Here is a 17109-nt window from a genome sequence, read left to right as displayed (position 1 = left end):
AGCAAAAGTCACGCCGTTAGTGATATTGTTGCCGCGATATAACTTTTTCAACACCGCCGTGAAACGCAAAGCCCTTTACCTCGTCATCTTCGCCATCGCCGCAGCCGGCGCCGCCAGCGGCACCTGGCTCGCCAACCGCAAGCCGGCTCCACCACCGCAGGCAGCCCAGGCCACGGGGCCGACTAAAGAAGCCACCGCCATCGCCGCCGACATGCAGCAGGTGCTGGCGGCCTACCGCAAGATGATCGTGCTGACCCAGAACGAAGCCGGGCTCTCCTCGACAGGCCAGGACGAGGTCAACCGCGTCGGCCAGCAGCTGTTCCATGAAAACCAGGAGCGCATCAACAAGATCGACGATGCGCTGGCAAGCCTCGTCGGGTCGCAGGATCCGCGCCGCTTCGAAGCGGTCGGCAGCCTGCTCGATGTCGTCGAGTCGGGCGAAGGCCTGTACGACGCGGACCGTCTCGCGTTCCGCGAACTGATGCAGTCGCTGCTGGCCAGCGTGGCGAAGGATTCGTCGCTCCCGGCCATCAAGCTGCACAAGCGGATCTCGGAAGACGTCGACGCGCTGGCCGAAATCGAGCGCAATTACGAGAACGAGATCCGTGCCGTCTTCGGGCGCTTCGAGACGCGCTCCATCACGCTCAAGCGCGAGAAGTGGGACAGCTACGTCGCCTACCTGAAGACGCTCTACCAGCGCGACCGCATCCTCAAGGATTACGGCGTCGTGCTGCCCTACCCCGCCAAGCCGGAACCGCCGAACCAGGACAACAGCCCGACCGCGCAAAAGGAAGAGGACGAGATCTTCGGCAAGGGCCTGCCCAGGAAGACGATCGTGCTGACCTTCGACGACGGTCCGCATCGCCGCTACAGCGAGGAGATCGCCGCGATCCTCAAGCAGTACGACGCGCCGGCCGTGTTCTTCAGCGTCGGCCGCAACCTCGGTACGCTCGACGCGCACGGCGCCGCGCGGCTCAATGCGGGCGCGGAAGTCAGCCGCAAGCTGAAGGCCGCGGGCTATGTGCTTGCGAACCACAGCTTCTCGCACGCGCAGTTGTCGAAGGAGAGTGGCGCCAGCCTGAAGGCCGAGATCCTCGATACGGACACGCTGCTGAAGGCCGTCGATCCGCAACGCTCCGCGCTGTTCCGCTTTCCCTACGGCGCGCGCAACAAGGAGGGCATGCACCTGCTGGCCGACGCGCACCTGAAGTCCGTCATGTGGAACATCGATTCGCTGGACTGGGCCGATCCGGTGCCCTCGTCCATCGCCGATCGCGTGCTGCGCGCGGTCGACAAGGAAGGCCGCGGCATCATCCTGTTCCACGACATCCACGAGCGCACCGTGAAGGCGCTGCCGGCGATCCTCGACCGGCTCGTCGCCGAGGGCTACCAGTTCGCCGGCTGGGATGGCAATACGTTCCGCGTGAGCGGCGGCGCGCATGCGGCGCCGGCACCCGTCGCACGTGCGGCCGCGACCGGGTATGCGTCCTCGTGGGCGATCGTCGTCGGCGTCGACGGTTATCCGAAATGGCCGCGCCTGCAGTACGCCGTGCGCGATGCGGAAGGCGTCGGGCAGGCGCTCGTGCAGAAGTTCGGATTCGCGCCCGATCACGTGGTCACGCTGAAGAACGAGCAGGCCACGCGCCGCGGGATCCTCGCCGCGTTCCACGATCTCGTCGGCCATGGGGGCACGAGCGGCCTGCAGCCGAACGACCGCGTGTTCGTGTTCTTCGCCGGCCACGGCGCCACGCGCAAGCTCAGTTCCGGCCGCGATCTGGGCTACATCGTGCCGTACGATGCCGATCCGGAGAATCTCGCCAGCGACGCGATCCCGATGACGGAAATCCAAAATATCGCCGAGAGCCTGCCCGCGAAGCACGTGCTGTTCGTGATGGACGCCTGCTACAGCGGCCTCGGGCTGACGCGCGGCGGCGCCAATGCGGCCTTCCTGCGCGATAACGCGAAGCGCCTCGGCCGCCAGATGCTGACGGCGGGCGGCACGGACCAGATGGTGTCCGACGGCGGCCCGAACGGCCATTCCGTGTTCACGTGGACGCTGCTGCAGGGCCTCGGCGGCAAGGCCGACCTGAACGGCGACGGCCTGATCACCGCGACGGAGCTGGCGGCGTACGTGGCGCCGGCGGTGGCCAGCGTGTCGCAGCAGACGCCCGCCTTCGGCAGCCTGCCCGGTTCCGAAGGCGGCGACTTCGTGTTCGAACTGCCAGAGGAAAGCGAATTCCTGAATACGAACACGGCGCAGCTGTCGAACGATGCCATCGCGCTCAACACGAAGCTGGACGCGAAGGCGTCGGCGCCGACCGCGCCCGTCGTCGTGAAAGACCTGCAGGGCGGCGAGCAGACGATCAAGGCGCCGGCCGCGGTGCCGGTGTCGAGCCGCCAGCAGGCGCAGCGCGCCAACGACCACGGGCTGCAGCTGTACAAGGAAAAACAGTACGCGCAGGCCGAGGCGCAGTTCACCGAAGCGCTGAAGCTGCGGCCGAACTTCGCGCTGGCGGCGAACAATCTCGGTTTCGTCTTCTACAAGCAGGACAAGTTTGCCGAGGCGGCGCGCTGGTTCGAGAACGCGATCAAGATGGACCCGTCGCGCGCGATCGCGTACATGAACCTGGGCGACGCGTATGCGCGCGCGGGAGATGGCGAGAAGGCGAAGGCGGCGTACAAGACTTATCTCGAGCTGGCGCCGAGTGGGGCGGGGGTCGGATATGCGAAGGGGCAGATCGAGAAGCTGTAGACACCAACCGTCATTTCCGCGCAGGCGGGAATCCAAGTCAGGCCGGCACGCTGCTTAAACTTGGGTCCCTGCCTTCGCGCACTGCTTCCCGGCATTGCCGGAAACGACTTCCCGCGAAAGCGGGAACCCATGCTGACTGCTCGAAGTCGACTCTTTGTAGCCAACGAGGTGGAAATGAAGAACGCAGTTAGCATACTCAGTATGGATTCCCGCTTGCGCGGGAATGACGATGCTATTTCTGACGGTTTTTGAAAACAATATTCCGGACACTAGTGCGCCTTCGCGGGGACGACGGTGTTAAGGTTGCGGGCCGCCCTCATACGCCCCCAACCTTCGCTGCTCATCCTCGCTGAACATGCGATTGCGCAGCGCCGTCACGGCCGCCTCGTCGTTCAATCCGAGGCGCTGAACCAGATACGCATCGATCCGCCGTCTCCACGCCGCCTCCTCCCGATCCACTTCCGCCAGCCGCTGCGCCGCATCCACACCAAACGCGTCCGCGCGCAGGCGGAAGACATCTTCCTCGCCCGCGCCGCCGGCCCGCAGCCGTTCCGCCTCCTCCTGCACGCGCACGATTTTCAGAGGCTCCTCGCGCGCCGCACGCACATCGGCCGGCAGGCCGGCATCCAGCGCGGCCAGGCGCGCCCGCTTCTCCTGCGCGTCCAAGGTGCGGTCGTCGCGGATCTCCATGCGTGCCAGGGCCTCCGCATTGGCGGCATCCTCGCGGCCGAAGATCGCGGCGATCTCGCGCTGGCTGAAATACTGCGCACGCAAGCCGCGCAGCGCGTCGAGCCGGCGCTTCAGGGCCGCGGCGTCCTGACCGGCCAGCCTGCGGTCGGCGCCGACGCCCGCCAGCGCCAGCCGGTACGCGCTGTAGCGCGTCAGCACGCGCTTCGCTGCCGCGGCGGCGGCCGGGCGCAAGGTGCGGTCCAGTTCACGCTCGATTTCCGCCCGCACCGCGGCGGGCGATTTCTCGCCCACGGTGCTCAGGTAGTAGTCGAACAGTTCGATCAGCTGGGCGTCCGCGACGATGCTGTCGTCCGGCGCCACGTGCACGGCGCCGTCCGGCCGCGTGCCCTGCAGCGATGGCGCGAACGCCTTCGCTGGCGGGGTGACGGTCACGGTTTGCAGTGCCGGTGCTGGCCGCCCGGCCAGCATGGCCAGCCACAGCGTGCCCGCCGCGCCGAGCGCCAGGACGATGGTCGGACTGCGGTTCACAGGCCCATCTCGCGCAGGCGGTTGGCGTGCTGGCGGTACAGCGTGACGGGATTCGTCTCGAACAGGTTGACGAGGCCCGCGACCTGGTTCACTTCGTCCAGGTGGTTCAGCGCGTAGTCGTCGCGGATCACGCGGCCCAGGTGGCTGGAGCAGCTGCCGACGAGGCCATCGTTCTTCTCGCCGCGGAACGCCAGCGACACGAGGCTGAGCGGCGCGTCGATCGGGTCGAGCAAATTCGTGAACGGCTGCGCGCCGCTCCACGAGAAGTAATACACGCCGCGGGCCTGCCAGGCGCCTTCGCCGCACGCGGTCGTCGGCACGCCTTCCGGATGCGCCGCGTTGAATTTCGCGGCGCCGGCGGTGGTCAGCGAATCCAGCGCCGCCGTCGACACCTGCGCGCTGCTGTCCCCGGACAGGAAGGCGATGGTGCCGGCCAGCCCATCGACGATGGAGCCCAGCACGGCCTCCGACAACGTCCCCGGCGCGACCGTGCCGCGGATGACGTCCGCCACCGCCGAACCTTTATTGACGCCGCCGACGCTCGTCACGGACGCGACGAGGTTCGGCGCCACCGAGGCGACGTAGCGGATGGTCGGACCGCCGTGGCTGTGGCCGATCAGGTTGACCTTCTGGGCGCCGGTCGCGGCCAGCACCTGCTTGACGTAGCTGAGCAGCTGTTCGCCGCGCACTTCCGTGCTGTTGGCGGCGCTCACCTGGGCGACGTAGACCTGGGCGCCGTCGCGGCGCAGCGCGTCCGTGATGCCGAACCAGTAATCGAAGGGGCCGATGCTGTCCCAGCCGAGCAGGCCGTGCACGAGCACGATCGGGTAGCGGGTCTGGGTATAACCGGCGGCGGATGCGGACAGCGGCAGGACCGACAGCGCGAACAAGAGTGCGGCGAGCCAGCGGGAGAAACGTTTCATCGGTGGGTCTCCTTTTTAATGATTGTCGTACGGCTGAGCCAGAGTACGTACAAGCGGAGGACGCAACAAGGCGCGCACGGCCGCACAAGACAGATTGGCTTGCCGAATCAGGTGAATGTCCCAATAATCCATGCATCGTCAGGGGAGAAAACCACACATGGACATGAAACGCATCAACGCGGGCAAGCTGCGCGCGATCGGCTACGACGCGCGCGAGCGCATCCTGCGCGTGGAATTCGACGACGGCAGTACGATCGATTACTCGGGGGTCGGCAGCGAAGTGTGGCGGCGCTTCTCGACGTCGGGCGCGGCCTGGAGTTTCTATCGCGATAATATCGAGGAAGAGTTTGCGGGCAAGCGCGGCCGCGCGGCCGTGGACAGCAAACGGGCGGAGCTGGAAGCGTTGTTCAGGCAAGCCGGCGAGCAATGACGGCGCCAGGACGCATGCTGGGCTACAATAGGTCTCTTCGGTCTCATCCATGAACCTGTTCAGCATACTCATCGCCGACCAGCCGCCCGATGCCCCGCCGCGCCTGCCGCCGGCGGTCGCACGCAACATCGGCTCGTTCAAGGAACACCATCCGGGACTGCCGCATCGCCTGTACGACCAGCCGGCCATCCGCGCCTTCCTGCGCGCGCACATGGAAGCGGACGTGTGCCGGGCCTACGAGGAACTGCTTCCGTACGCATACCGGGCCGACCTGGCGCGCCTGTGCCTGTTGCACGAGTTCGGCGGCGCCTATGCCGACCTGTCCGTGTTCTTCCATGAAGGGCTGCCGCTCGAGTCCGGCAAGCTCGTCGTGTTTCGCGACCGCGCGGTGGATGCCCCGTGGATCGTCAGCAACACGATCATCGCGGCGCCCGCCCGCCTGCCCGCGTTCGAAGCCGCGATCCGCATGATCGTCGCCCATTGCCGCCGGCGCTACCGCGGCGTGTCGTCGCTGTGCCCGACCGGTCCCGTCCTGTTCGGCAAAGCCATCGCGTTGCACTGCGAGCCGGAGCAGATCCACCTGGGCGAGGTGATCAACGTCGCCCAGCGCGAGACGACCGAGACGCTCGCGTTCGTCGACGCGACGAACGGCAGGCTGGTCGCGTACCGCGCCAAGTCCGCAGCCGGCCTGGACGTCCTCGGCATGGACGCGGGCGTCAACAACTACAACGACTTCTACAACGCCCACCTGGTGTACGCCAGCGACTTTCCGGTCATCATCAAAGCGGACTTCCTCGCCGCCCATGGCGCGCCCGGCGGCCGGCTCGAGGGCACGCATTGGCTCCTCGCGCGCGACGGGGGCGACGGCGTGCTCGCCGCCGCCGGCCGGTGTCGCCTGCCGTTCCCGTTCGCGGCCGGCCGCCACCGCGTGCTGCTCGACCTGGCCTGGGCGACGCCCGGCGAAGTGGGCCTGGCCGCCACGGCGCACGGCTCCGGGGCGACGCTGGCCTGCGCGCGCCGGCGCATCGACGCGACCGGCCCGGCCAGCGTGACGCTCGACCTCGATGTCGAAGCGAGCCGCAAGGACATCGTCGTCGCCATCCTCGCCGCGCCCGGCGCCCGCGTCGCGGTGGCCGGGCTGCGCATCGAGCGGTTGCAAGGAGACATACCGACATGATCAAGTATATTTCCTATGGCGACACGACCGGCTATGGGCTGGCGGGACTCGCCTACCTGCGCGGCCTGGTGAACCTCGGGCTGGACGTCCACTGGCAGCCGATGTTCTGGGGCGCCGACGGCCTGCAGCGCTGGCTGCCGGCCATGTCCCCGCAACTGCTCGAGGTCGTGCGCGCCGCCGGCGCCGACCCCGCGCTGCGCGATCTCGGCCCGCTGCTGCAGCGCACCGCCGCCCCGCGCGACTACCGCATCGTCGTCGCCCACCTGGTGCCGGAATACCTGCCCGCGTGCGTGGAACCCGGCAAGGCGAACTTCGCCTACTGCACCTGGGAATCGGATCGCATACCGGCGCACTGGCCGGCCATCCTGAACCGGTTCGACGGCGTCCTGGTACCGTCGACGTTCAATGCCGAGGTGTTCCGGGCCGGCGGCGTGACCGTTCCGCTGCATGTGGTGCCGCATATCCGCCGCCACGCGCACGACGACGTCGCGCCCGGCCAGCTCGACGACATGCGCCGCCAGCTCGGCATCCCCGCCGGGCACCACGTGTTCTACACGATCGGGGCCTGGATGCTGCGCAAGGACTTGCCGCGCCTCATCGAGGCGTTCGTCGAGGAATTCGACGCCGACGAGCCGGCCGCGCTCTGCATCAAGACCTCGACCCGGCCCGTCCATTTCCCGCTGCCGCACGAAGCCGGCAGGACGTCGCTGCAACTCGTCGAGGCGCAGCTGGCGGCCCTGCGCGCGCGACTCGGGCGGCCCCGCCTGCCGCCCGTCGCGGTGCTGGCCGGCGACGGCATCAGCGGCGCCTGGATCGATCGCCTGCACCGGCTCGGCGACACCTATGTCTCGCTGACGCGGGCCGAAGGCTGGGGCATGGGCGCGTTCGACGCCGCCGCGCTCGGGCGTCCGGTACTCATGACCGGCTGGAGCGGCCACCTGGACTTCCTCGGGCGCGACCACCCCGGCCTGATCGGCGGCACGCTGGCGCCGATCGACTGGCCCGGCACCTCGTACGGCCCCGACCACCACTGGGCCGTCGCCGACGTCGCCGACGCGCGCAGCAAGATGCGCTACCGCTTCGTGCACCGCGGCCAACCCGATCCGCACGCCCGCCTGCTCGGCGAACGGATCGCCAACCTGTACGCCGAGGGGCCGGTGATGCGGCGCTTCCGGCACGCGATCGGAGCATGAGCATGGTGCCGCGCCTGTTTCACTTCGTATTCGGCCTGAAGGAACAGACCGAGCCCTTCCACCTGGCGCATTACCTGTGCCTGGAATCGTGCCGCCGGATCAATCGTCCGGACGCGATCTGGTTTCATTACGCCAACGAACCCCATGGACCGCTGTGGGAACGGATCAAGCCGCACCTGACGCTGCGCCCGGTGGCCCGCACCGCGCTGCCGCTGGCCGCCTATGCCGCCTCGGAAGAAGGCCGCGGCATCGCCGCCGCCGGCTGGAGCTATGCGCACGAGGCCGACTTCATCCGCCTCCAGGTCCTGCGCGAGCATGGCGGCGTGTATGCCGACATCGACACGCTGTTCGTCGCGCCCATGCCCGACCACCTGTACGGCCACGCCTGCGTGCTCGGCGACGAAGGCGCGCTGCCCGACGAACGCGGCATCCTGCGGCCGTCGCTGTGCAATGCGCTGATCCTCGCCGCGCCGGGGGCGCCGTTCGTCGCGCGCTGGCTCGACGCCTCGTACGGCGCGTTCGACGGCAAATGGACCAGCCACTCCTGCCAGCTCGCGAGCCGCCTGTGGGAACGGCATCCGGAACTGCTCCACGTGGTGCCGCGCCAGTACTTCTACCGCCACCCCTGGACGCCGGACGGCATGTGCAACCTGTTCGAGCGGCTCGACCCGGACGTGCGCGACGTCTTCAGCCTGCACTTGTGCAGCCACCTGTGGTGGAGCGCGGAACGCACCGATTTCACCCGCTTCCACGCCGGCCTGCTGACCGAGGACTACGTGCGCGCCGGCGCCACCACCTACGCCATGCTGGCGCGGCCGTTCCTGCCATGAGCGGCGCCGCCCTGGCCGACTTCCTGCCGCAACCCGGCCGCGGCGTCGACTTCAGGCTGGGGCAGGACGGCGTCCTGGTCCAGCAAGGCCGGCTCGACCTGGTGGCGTTTCCGCAGCGGCCGCTCGTGTCGTGCCTGATGGTCACGCGCGGCCGCCTGTTCCCGGCGCGCTTCGCCGTCGACGCCTTCCGCAGCCAGACGTGGCCGGAGCGCGAACTGGTGCTCGTCTGCGACGCGCCGGGCACGCCGATCGAGGCGCATTGCCGCGCGCTCGACGATCCGCGCATCCGCGTGGTGACGCCGGACCGGCCTGCCGGCAGCCTGGGCGAACTGCGCAACCTCTCGCTCAGGGCCGCGCGCGGCGACTGGATCTGCCAGTGGGACGACGACGACCTCTACCACCCGCAGCGGCTCGAACTCGGCATGCTCCTGCTGCAGTCGATGCAGGCCGACGCCATGTTCCTCAGCCGCTGGCTGCTGTGGTCGCCGGGGGCGCGGCGCCTCGGCGTGTCCGGCGCGCGCGAATGGGAAGGGTCGATGCTGGCGCGGCGCGCCGCTGTCCCCGACTATCCCGGGCTGGCGCGCGGCGAGGACACGGAAGTGATGCACGCCATGCTGCGGCGCGGCCGCATCGCGCTGGTGGACGCGCCCTGGCTGTACACCTACGTGCAGACCGGCGCGAACACATGGACGGCCCGGCATTTCGAGGCAATCTGGGAAGCGGCAACGCTGGTGGAAACGGCAGCGCGCTACGACGCCGCGCTGGCCGCCCTCGAGACCCAGGGCCCGTATCGCGCGTACGCGACGGCGGCCGCGCAGCGGCCGGACTAGGCGCTGCGGCTCGAGCCGGCCTTCGGCGCGACGTGGGCCTCGACGCCGTGCGCGCGCATGAATTCGACGCGGCGCGCATGCAGCGCATCGTTCGGGTCGAGCGCGCAACACACGGTCGCCGCCCCGGTGCAGCCGTGTGGCTCGCGACGCAACTGTTCGAACACCAGCCGGTCCTCACCGTCGCCGCTCGCGAACGCCGCGCACGACCACAGGTGCACCACGTGCAGCAGCTCCAGCTTGTCGATCGCCAGCCCGCTCGGGCGCACGAAGCCGCCGAAGGCCTCGGCGTAGATGCCGCGCCCGACGCCCACGCTCTCGAGCCCGTCCACGCAGAGTTCCTGTCCGGTATTGCCGTCCGCGTAGATCGAATACGAGTACGCCCATTTCTTGCCCTCGATCGCTTGCAGGATGCGGGCGCAATGGTCTTCCTTCAGCCAGTCGTCGTCGTCGAGGTAGACGACCACGCGGCTGTCGGCGAGCAGCGTCAGCGCGGAGCGCAGCGAGCCGCCGTAGTACGAGGCGTGCGGTCCGCCGTGGCGCTGCGACGTCGAGTAGCCGAGGTTGATCAGCGTGACCGTCACGTGCGGCGGGCATTCGGGCGCCAGCTCGTCCAGCAGCGCCGCCAGGCGCCCGTCCGGGTCGCAGTCGACGCCCAGCAAGACCTGGATGCGGCCGCCCTGCCCGTCCGCGAGACGTTGGCGGAACACCGAGCGCACCGCGCGCGCCAGCGAGGCGCGGCAGGTGGTGACGATCGCCACGGCGACGGCATGGCGGCTCGGGTTCATAGCGGCCGCCGGGCGAACGGATAGGCGTCCGCGCCGGCGCGCCGGGCAACGCGCAGGCGCACGTCCTCGGCGCCCTGCGCGCCCGGCCGGTGATGGGTCTCGTCGCGCTGCGGGGCGTGGGTCGAGGCCAGCCCGACGTCGTTGAAAAACAGCGGCAGCGTGGCCGTATAGCAGATGGCGCGGCGGTACAGCAGGTGGTCGGCCACCAGCTTGCCGCAGGCATGCACGCCCGTCAGGTCGAGGGCGACGCCGTCCGGGCAGTAGCGCGCCAGCAGGGACTGCATGCCCCGGCGCGACACCACGTAGGCGCCCGCCGAATAACATGCCGGCTCCCATTCGTGCCACAGGATGCCGTGCCGCAGGTACAGCTCGCCCAGCGCCAGCACGACCGGCGCATGGCTCACGTGCAGTTGCAGGATCTCCCAGTCGGGCGGCGCGCTGGCAAGCAGGGCGGCGCCGTCGAACAGGTGGTGCGAGCGGACGTCGTCCTCCAGCACCAGCGCAGCGGCGGCGCCCGCGCGGTACGCGGTGCCGACGGCGCGCAGGTGCGACGCCATGATCGCCAGCTCCGGCAACGAATTGACGAAGGGTTCGCGCACGCGCACCGGCGGCAGCGTGTCGGGCGTCACGGCGTCGATGCGCGCGTGGACGACGTCGGCGCGGTCCAGGAACGCCTGCGCCAGCGCGCGCCGCTGCGCGTCGGCGGCGCGGTTGATCCAGAAATGCGGTAGTCCTTCGAGCATGCGCAGCAGTCTATCCCAAATGCGCCGCCCGCTGTCAGAACACCGCGCGCACGCCGGCGTTGCCGCCGACCTGGTAATAGCCGCCGCGGCCTTCGCCAGTGACGCCGTAGTACAGGTAAGCGCCCTTCCCGACGTGCAGCGTGCCGGTCACGCCGCCCTGCACGAAGGCGCGGCCCACGCCCGGCGCGCCGATGGCGATGCGTTCTCCCGCCAGCCAGGCCGACTGGGTCGGCCGCAGCAGGCCGCCGGTATCGACGCCCGCGCCCAGGTTGACGCGATAGGTCGAGGCCCGCAACGGATCGGCGTTGGCGGACGCCGCCGCCAGGCCCGCCTGCACGCGGGTGCCGGTCGCGGTGTCGCCGTCCACCGTCAGGGCCGCCGCCGATGCCGGCGTTTCCGCCAGCCCGTCCCGTTCGACCCGCTGCACGGTCAACCGGGCGAACGGCTCCACCTTGGCGCCCAGGAGTTCGCGCTCGGCGCGCACGCCCACGCCGAGCAGCGCCGCATTGCCGCCGGCATGCGCGCTCAGCCCGGACGCCGTGGCCAACGGATCGGCGCGCCGGCTGTCGGCCTTGTCGCGGCCGACGCTGCCGATGCCGTCGAACGTCAGGCCGTCGACGGTGGTTTCGCCATACACGAATACCTTGTTCTGGCGCAACTTACCCGTATCGTCGCCGGCCGACACGTCGGTATGCGCGTAGCTGGCGCCGACACCGAGGCGATAATCGGCGCCGCGCAGCACGTCCAGGCCCGCGGTGACCTGCAGGCGATCGGCCTTGAAACCCGAGGCGTCGGCGTCGCCGCTCCACTTGCCGCGGGTGCCCGCGAGGTCGAGCCAGAGCGCGCGCTCGCCATCGTCGGCGGTGTGCTTGAGCACGCTGCGCTGCAGGTTCCAGCCGGCCTGCGGCGCCGCGGCGGCCAGGCTGCCGTGCACTTCGCCGGACAGCCCGCGCAGCAGGCCGCCGAGCCGGTCCGCGGTCGCGGAACCGACCTGGTACAGCAGCAGGTCCTGCCGTTCGCCGGCGCGGCCCGACTGGTCGAGGTCGACGATCCGGTCGAGCGCGCCCGCCACCGCGCGGCTGTTCGCGTTGCCGCCACGGCTCCAGTCCGCGTACGACGCCGGCAGCACCTTCAACTCGATGCTGTTGCTGCCGCCGACGTTGTAGAACGCGGCCATGCGGGTACCGTCCATGCCTTCCGGCTGCGCCAGCGTGTCGAAGCGCCCGGCGATGCCGCCGTCGGCGGTCACGATGCGGAAGCTCTGGCCCAGTTCGGGCTTGAGCGGCGCCGAACCATAGCCCGCCTCGTCGGCCGAATACAGGTTCTTCAGCGTCGGCGCCAGCGTGGCGCCCGGTTCGATCGTGAAGCGCTTGCCGCCGACGACGTGCAGGTAGGAGTAATACCCGGACGCGCCGACCGGCGACGTGGGCGTGGCTTGCGCGGTGCCGCCGATGTCTTCCTTGTACGTGCTGCCGGCGGCCATCGTGATATTCGAATCGGCCGTCAGCATGCCCGGCGAATTGCCCGGCGAGAGCGTGCCCTGCACCAGCAGGTCGCCCTTGACGGTGCCGCTGCCGCCCAGCGTGGCGCCGTGCGCCACCGTCACTCGACTGTTGAAGAGGCCGTTCGCGAGCAGCTTGCCTTCCAGGACGCAGGTGGCGTCGATATTGGCGTTGCCGGTGACGTTCAGCGTGCCCTGGCCGGTCTTGGTGAAGCAGCCGTCGCCCGCGCCGGTCGACAGCAGGTCGCCCGCCAGCGTGGTCGTGGTGTTGGCCTCGGTGTTGATGTTGGTCGAGCGGCCCATGCGGATGTCCTGGCCGGTCGCGATATCGACGGTCGCGTAGATCGTGCCGGCGTTGAACGTCATCACGCTGCCCCATCCGAGGCCGTAGGCGTTCGTCACCTTCACCAGGCCGTCGTTGATGGTCAGGCCGCCGGTCCATCCGTCGCCCGGCGCGTTGGCGCTGCCCTGGCCGCCGCCGTTGTCGCCGCCGAGCACCAGCGTGCCCTGGCCTTCCTTGACCAGCCGGCCGTCGCCGCCGATGTTGCCGTTCAGCGTGACGACGCTGTCGGCGCCCTCGGCGTCGAGCACCCCGTTGCGCGTCGTGATCGTGAAGGCGCGGTCCGACGTCATGCTGCCGGTGGTCTGCACCGTGCCGCCGTCGAGGACCAGCCGGTTGCCGGCGGCGCCCAGGTTGGCGTCGCTGTCGATGCGCAGGATGCCATCGCGCGACACGGCCGTATCGCCGGTATAGGTGTTGGCCGCGTGGAGCGCCACCGTTCCATGCTCCACCTGCAGGCCGCCGTTGGCGAGCACGCCGCGCAGGATCAGCGTACCGGTGCCCTGCTTGACCAGCGTGCCGCTGCCGCCGACCATACCGTTCTCGGTGGTCACGGTGCCGGCGTCGACATCGACCGTACCCCGGCCCGTCAGCGCCAGGCCGCGCGCGTGCGTCAGGTCGGCGCCGGTCTGCCAGGTACCGTTGTCGAGTTCGAGTGCGGCGCTCCCCTTGCCGAGGTTGGCGTCGGCATAGGTCCGCAGCGTGCCGCCGCTGACCACCGTCTTGCCGGTATAGTCGTTGGCGCCGTCGAGCGTGAGCGTGCCGCCTGTGACCTTCAGGCTGCCGCTGCCGGCAATATTGCCGCCGAAGCGGCCGTCGGCGGCGGTGACGGTCAGGTCGTTCGCGCCCAGCAGGACGCTGCCCGAGCCGCTCAGGCCCTTGATCGCCACGCCGTGGGCCGCGCCCGAGACGTCGAACACGCCATCGTCGCGCACCGCGCTGCCGGCAATGCTGCCGGCGCCGGACAGCGCCAGCGCCGCCCCGCCGGCGATCGAGGTCGTGCCGGTGTATTCGTTGACGCCGCCGAGCGACATGCTGCCGCCGTCGACGGACAGGCCGCCCGCGCCGACGATGGTGCCGGCAAAGAGGCCGGCCGCCCGGCTCAGTGCCAGCATCTGCGCGCCCAGATAAATGGTGCCCGCACCCGAGACGGTGCTGACCGTGGCCCCGTGGTCGGTGCCGCTGATGTCGAACCTGCCGTCCACGTTCACGCCGCTCGAGCTGGCGACGCTGCCCTGCCCGCTCAGCGCCAGCGTGGCGCCGCCGCCGATGTAGGTGGCGCCGCGGTAGGTATTGTTCCCGGCCAGGGTCGCCGTGCCGCCCGTGAGATTCAGGGCGCCGTCGCCGGCGATCGTGCCGGCGAAAACGTCGCGGGCGGCGGTCAGCGTGAGCGTCTGGCTGCCGAGCTGGACCAGGCCACCGCCGGCCAGCGACTGGATGGTCGCGCCGGCGTCAGCCACATTCAGCGTGCCGTCCGTCACGACCCGGCTCGATGCGGCGATCAAGCCATTGCCCGCCAAGGTCAGCGTGGCGCCCGCCCCGATCGAGGTCGCGCCGGTGTAGGCCTGGGTGGTCGTCAGCGCCTGGCTGCCGCCGGCGATGGCGATACCGCCCGAGCCGCTGATGCGGCCGTTGAAGGTGCCGGCGGCATCGGTCAGCGTCAGGGTCTGGCCGCCCAGCAGCACGGCGCCGGAGCCGCCGAGGCTCTGGACCGCCGCGCCGCCCGTGCTGGCCGATACGTCCAGCGTGCCATCGGTCTGCAGGCGGCTGTTGCCGATGCTGCCGTTGCCGGCCAGGACCAATGCCGCGCCTTGCGATACCGCCGTGGTGCCGCTGTGCGTATTCACGCCCGTCAGGGTTTCGGTGCCGGCCGCGATCGTCAGGCCGCCCGAGCCGTGGATACTGCCGGCGAACGTATCGCCGGCATGGGTCAGCGTCAGGGTCTGGCCGCCCAGCAGAACGGCGCCGGAGCCGCCGAGGCTCTGGACCGCCGCGCCGCCCGTGCTGGCCGATACGTCCAGCGTGCCATCGGTCTGCACGCGGCTGTTGCCGATGCTGCCGTTGCCGGCCAGGGCCAATGTCGCGCCTTGCGATACCGCCGTGGTGCCGGTGTGCGTATTCACGCCCGTCAGGGTTTCGGTGCCGGCCGCGATCGTCAGGCCGCCCGAGCCGTGGATGCTGCCGGCGAAGGTATCGCCGGCATGGGTCAGCGTCAGGGTCTGGCCGCCGAGCAGCACGGCGCCGGAGCCGCCGAGGCTCTGGACCGCCGCGCCGCCCGTACTGGCCGATACGTCCAGCGTGCCATCGGTCTGCACGCGGCTGTTGCCGATGCTGCCGTTGCCGGCCAGGACCAATGTCGCGCCTTGCGATACCGCCGTGGTGCCGGTGTGCGTATTCACGCCCGTCAGGGTTTCGGTGCCGGCCGCGATCGCCAGGCCGCCCGAGCCGTGGATGCTGCCGGCGAACGTATCGCCGGCATGGGTCAGCGTCAGGGTCTGGCCGCCCAGCAGCACGGCGCCGGAGCCGCCGAGGCTCTGGACCGTCGCGCCGCCCGTGCTGGCCGATACGTCCAGCGTGCCATCGGTCTGCACGCGGCTGTTGCCGATGCTGCCGTTGCCGGCCAGGACCAATATTGCGCCTTGCGATACCGCCGTGGTGCCGGTGTGCGTATTCACGCCCGTCAGGGTTTCGGTGCCGGCTGCGATCGCCAGGCCGCCCGAGCCGTGGATGCTGCCGGCGAATACGTCCTGCGCATCGGTCAACGTCAACGTCTGGCCGCCGAGCAGCACGGCACCGGAGCCGGACAGCGAGCGCACTTCGGCGCCGTTGTTCGTGGCCGTGATGTCGAACACGCCGTTGTTGGCTACACCGCTGGATGGCGCGATACTGCCCGAACCCGCCAACGCGAGGCCGCCGCCCTGGTCGATCAAGGTGGTGCCGGTATAGGTATTGGTACCAGTAAGAGTTTCGGTACCGCCCGCGATTGTCAGACCGCCCGACCCGTGGATACTGCCCGCAAACGTATCGCCGGCATCCGTCAGCGTCAGGGTTTGGCCGCCGAGCAGCACGGCACCTGAGCCGGACAGCGAGCGCACTTCGGCGCCGTTGTTCGTGGCGACGATGTCGAGCACGCCGTTATTTGCTACACCGCTGGACAGCGCGATGCCGCCCGATCCGGACAGCGCCAGTGCGCCGCCCTGGTCGATCGACGTGGCGCCAGTATAGGTATTGGTACCGGTTAGAGTTTCGGTGCCGCCCGCGATCGTCAGCCCGCCCGAGCCGTGGATACCGCCGGCGAATACGTCCTGCGCATCCGTCAACGTCAACGTCTGGCCGCCCAGCAGCACCGCACCGGATCCGGACAGCGTGCGCACTTCGGCGCCGTTGTTCGTGGCCGTGATGTCGAGCACACCGTTGTTGGCCATGCCGCTGGACAGCGCGATGCTGCCCGAGCCGGACAGCGCCAGCGCGCCGCCTTGGTCGATCGAGGTGGCGCCGTTATAGGTATTGGTACCGGTCAGCGTTTCGATGCCGCCCGTGATCGTCAGTCCGCCCGAACCATGGATGCTGCCGGCGAACGTATCGCCAGCATCCGTCAGTGTCAGCGTTTGGCCGCCCAGCAGCACGGCGCCGGAGCCGCCGAGGCTCTGGACCGCCGCGCCGCCCGTGCTGGCCGATACGTCCAACGTGCCATCGGTCTGCACGCGGCTGTTGCCGATGCTGCCGTTGCCGGCCAGGACCAATGCCGCGCCTTGCGATACCGCCGTGGTGCCGGTGTGCGTATTCACGCCCGTCAAGGTTTCGGTGCCGGCCGCGATCGCCAGGCCGCCCGAACCGTGGATACTGCCGGCGAACGTATCGCCGGCATTGGTCAGCGTCAGAGTCTGGCCACCCAACAGCACGGCACCCGAGCCAGACAGCGAGCTCACTTGGGCGCCGTTGTTCGTGGCGGCGATGTCGAACACGCCGTTGTTGGCCACGCCACTGGACAGCGCGATGCTNGGCACCCGAGCCAGACAGCGAGCTCACTTGGGCGCCGTTGTTCGTGGCGGCGATGTCGAACACGCCGTTGTTGGCCACGCCACTGGACAGCGCGATGCTGCCCGAACCGGACAGCGCCAGCGCGCCGCCCTGATCGATCGATGTGGCGCCTGAATAGGTATTGGTACCGCTCAGGGTTTCGATACCGCCCGCGATCGTCAGCCCGCCCGAACCGTGGATGCTGCCGGCGAATACGTCCTGCGCATCGGTCAACGTCARCGTCTGGCCGCCCARCAGCACGGCACCSGARCCRGACAGCGAGCGCACTTCGGCACCGTTGTTCGTGGCCGCGATGTCGAACACACCATTATTGGCGACGCCGCTGGACAGTGCGATACTGCCCGAG

Annotated in this window: 11 protein-coding genes and 1 pseudogene; 6 read left to right on the top strand and 6 right to left on the bottom strand. The window is 69.7% G+C overall.

Translation table 11 applies throughout. From position 1 onward, the window contains the following. Window positions 1-58: 58 nt before the first annotated feature. On the top strand, window positions 59-2752 hold the full coding sequence (locus ASD28_RS08265; RefSeq protein WP_229412281.1) for a polysaccharide deacetylase family protein: 2694 nt from the start codon (window positions 59-61) through the stop codon (window positions 2750-2752). Between the two features lie 297 nt (window positions 2753-3049). Here ASD28_RS08265 and ASD28_RS08260 read toward each other — a convergent pair whose 3' ends face one another. Further along, complete coding sequence (locus ASD28_RS08260; RefSeq protein ID WP_056126233.1) at window positions 3050-3970, bottom strand: lipase secretion chaperone; 921 nt, start codon at window positions 3968-3970, stop codon at window positions 3050-3052. Continuing rightward, on the bottom strand, window positions 3967-4893 hold the full coding sequence (locus ASD28_RS08255) for a triacylglycerol lipase (protein WP_056126231.1): 927 nt from the start codon (window positions 4891-4893) through the stop codon (window positions 3967-3969). Before ASD28_RS08255 ends, ASD28_RS08260 begins: the two co-directional genes overlap by 4 nt. A gap of 157 nt (window positions 4894-5050) precedes the next feature. On the opposite strand from ASD28_RS08255, the gene ASD28_RS08250 reads away from it, so the two are divergent. The 5 genes from ASD28_RS08250 to ASD28_RS08230 are packed head-to-tail and all read left to right on the top strand — an operon-like array spanning window position 5051 to window position 9353. Next, window positions 5051-5323: a KTSC domain-containing protein gene (locus ASD28_RS08250; RefSeq protein WP_056126229.1), complete on the top strand. Its 273-nt coding sequence runs from the start codon at window positions 5051-5053 to the stop codon at window positions 5321-5323. Window positions 5324-5372: 49 nt separating this feature from the next. Continuing rightward, window positions 5373-6500 (top strand): glycosyltransferase family 32 protein, encoded by a 1128-nt coding sequence (locus ASD28_RS08245; RefSeq protein ID WP_056126228.1) that lies wholly within the window; start codon window positions 5373-5375, stop codon window positions 6498-6500. Next, window positions 6497-7693 (top strand): glycosyltransferase family 1 protein, encoded by a 1197-nt coding sequence (locus tag ASD28_RS31715; protein WP_056126226.1) that lies wholly within the window; start codon window positions 6497-6499, stop codon window positions 7691-7693. Before ASD28_RS08245 ends, ASD28_RS31715 begins: the two co-directional genes overlap by 4 nt. Before the next feature lie 2 nt (window positions 7694-7695). After that, window positions 7696-8523, top strand: coding sequence for a glycosyltransferase (locus ASD28_RS31710; protein WP_056126224.1), 828 nt, complete (start codon window positions 7696-7698; stop codon window positions 8521-8523). Further along, a complete protein-coding gene (locus ASD28_RS08230; RefSeq protein ID WP_056126222.1) occupies window positions 8520-9353 on the top strand; it encodes a glycosyltransferase family A protein in 834 nt (277 codons plus the stop codon). The genes ASD28_RS31710 and ASD28_RS08230 overlap by 4 nt, the downstream gene beginning before the upstream one ends. Here ASD28_RS08230 and ASD28_RS08225 read toward each other — a convergent pair. The 4 genes and pseudogenes from ASD28_RS08225 to ASD28_RS32695 all read right to left on the bottom strand — a co-directional run. Continuing rightward, a complete protein-coding gene (locus ASD28_RS08225) occupies window positions 9350-10138 on the bottom strand; it encodes a hypothetical protein (RefSeq protein ID WP_056126220.1) in 789 nt (262 codons plus the stop codon). The genes ASD28_RS08230 and ASD28_RS08225 overlap by 4 nt on opposite strands. After that, window positions 10135-10881: a hypothetical protein gene (locus ASD28_RS08220; protein ID WP_056126218.1), complete on the bottom strand. Its 747-nt coding sequence runs from the start codon at window positions 10879-10881 to the stop codon at window positions 10135-10137. Before ASD28_RS08220 ends, ASD28_RS08225 begins: the two co-directional genes overlap by 4 nt. A 34-nt stretch (window positions 10882-10915) precedes the next feature. Beyond that, window positions 10916-16624 (bottom strand): autotransporter-associated beta strand repeat-containing protein, encoded by a 5709-nt coding sequence (locus tag ASD28_RS33315; RefSeq protein ID WP_373994855.1) that lies wholly within the window; start codon window positions 16622-16624, stop codon window positions 10916-10918. Window positions 16625-16724: 100 nt separating this feature from the next. Beyond that, a pseudogene (locus tag ASD28_RS32695) lies at window positions 16725-17109 on the bottom strand (autotransporter outer membrane beta-barrel domain-containing protein); the annotation flags it as partial.

Source organism: Massilia sp. Root133 (assembly GCF_001426525.1).
Taxonomy (GTDB): Bacteria; Pseudomonadota; Gammaproteobacteria; order Burkholderiales; family Burkholderiaceae_D; genus Telluria; species Telluria orientalis.
Note: the sequence above shows the minus strand (reverse complement) of the source record. Positions and strands in the feature narration are given on the sequence as shown.

Excerpts from the sequence above, each read along its gene's own strand:
- ASD28_RS08220 (WP_056126218.1), bottom strand. The coding sequence starts at position 10,881 with ATGCTCGAAGGACTACCGCATTTCTGGATCAACCGCGCCGCCGACGCG.
- ASD28_RS08230 (WP_056126222.1), top strand. The coding sequence starts at position 8,520 with ATGAGCGGCGCCGCCCTGGCCGACTTCCTGCCGCAACCCGGCCGCGGC.
- ASD28_RS08225 (WP_056126220.1), bottom strand. The coding sequence starts at position 10,138 with ATGAACCCGAGCCGCCATGCCGTCGCCGTGGCGATCGTCACCACCTGC.
- ASD28_RS08255 (WP_056126231.1), bottom strand. The coding sequence starts at position 4,893 with ATGAAACGTTTCTCCCGCTGGCTCGCCGCACTCTTGTTCGCGCTGTCG.
- ASD28_RS31715 (WP_056126226.1), top strand. The coding sequence starts at position 6,497 with ATGATCAAGTATATTTCCTATGGCGACACGACCGGCTATGGGCTGGCG.
- ASD28_RS08250 (WP_056126229.1), top strand. The coding sequence starts at position 5,051 with ATGGACATGAAACGCATCAACGCGGGCAAGCTGCGCGCGATCGGCTAC.
- ASD28_RS31710 (WP_056126224.1), top strand. The coding sequence starts at position 7,696 with ATGGTGCCGCGCCTGTTTCACTTCGTATTCGGCCTGAAGGAACAGACC.
- ASD28_RS08245 (WP_056126228.1), top strand. The coding sequence starts at position 5,373 with ATGAACCTGTTCAGCATACTCATCGCCGACCAGCCGCCCGATGCCCCG.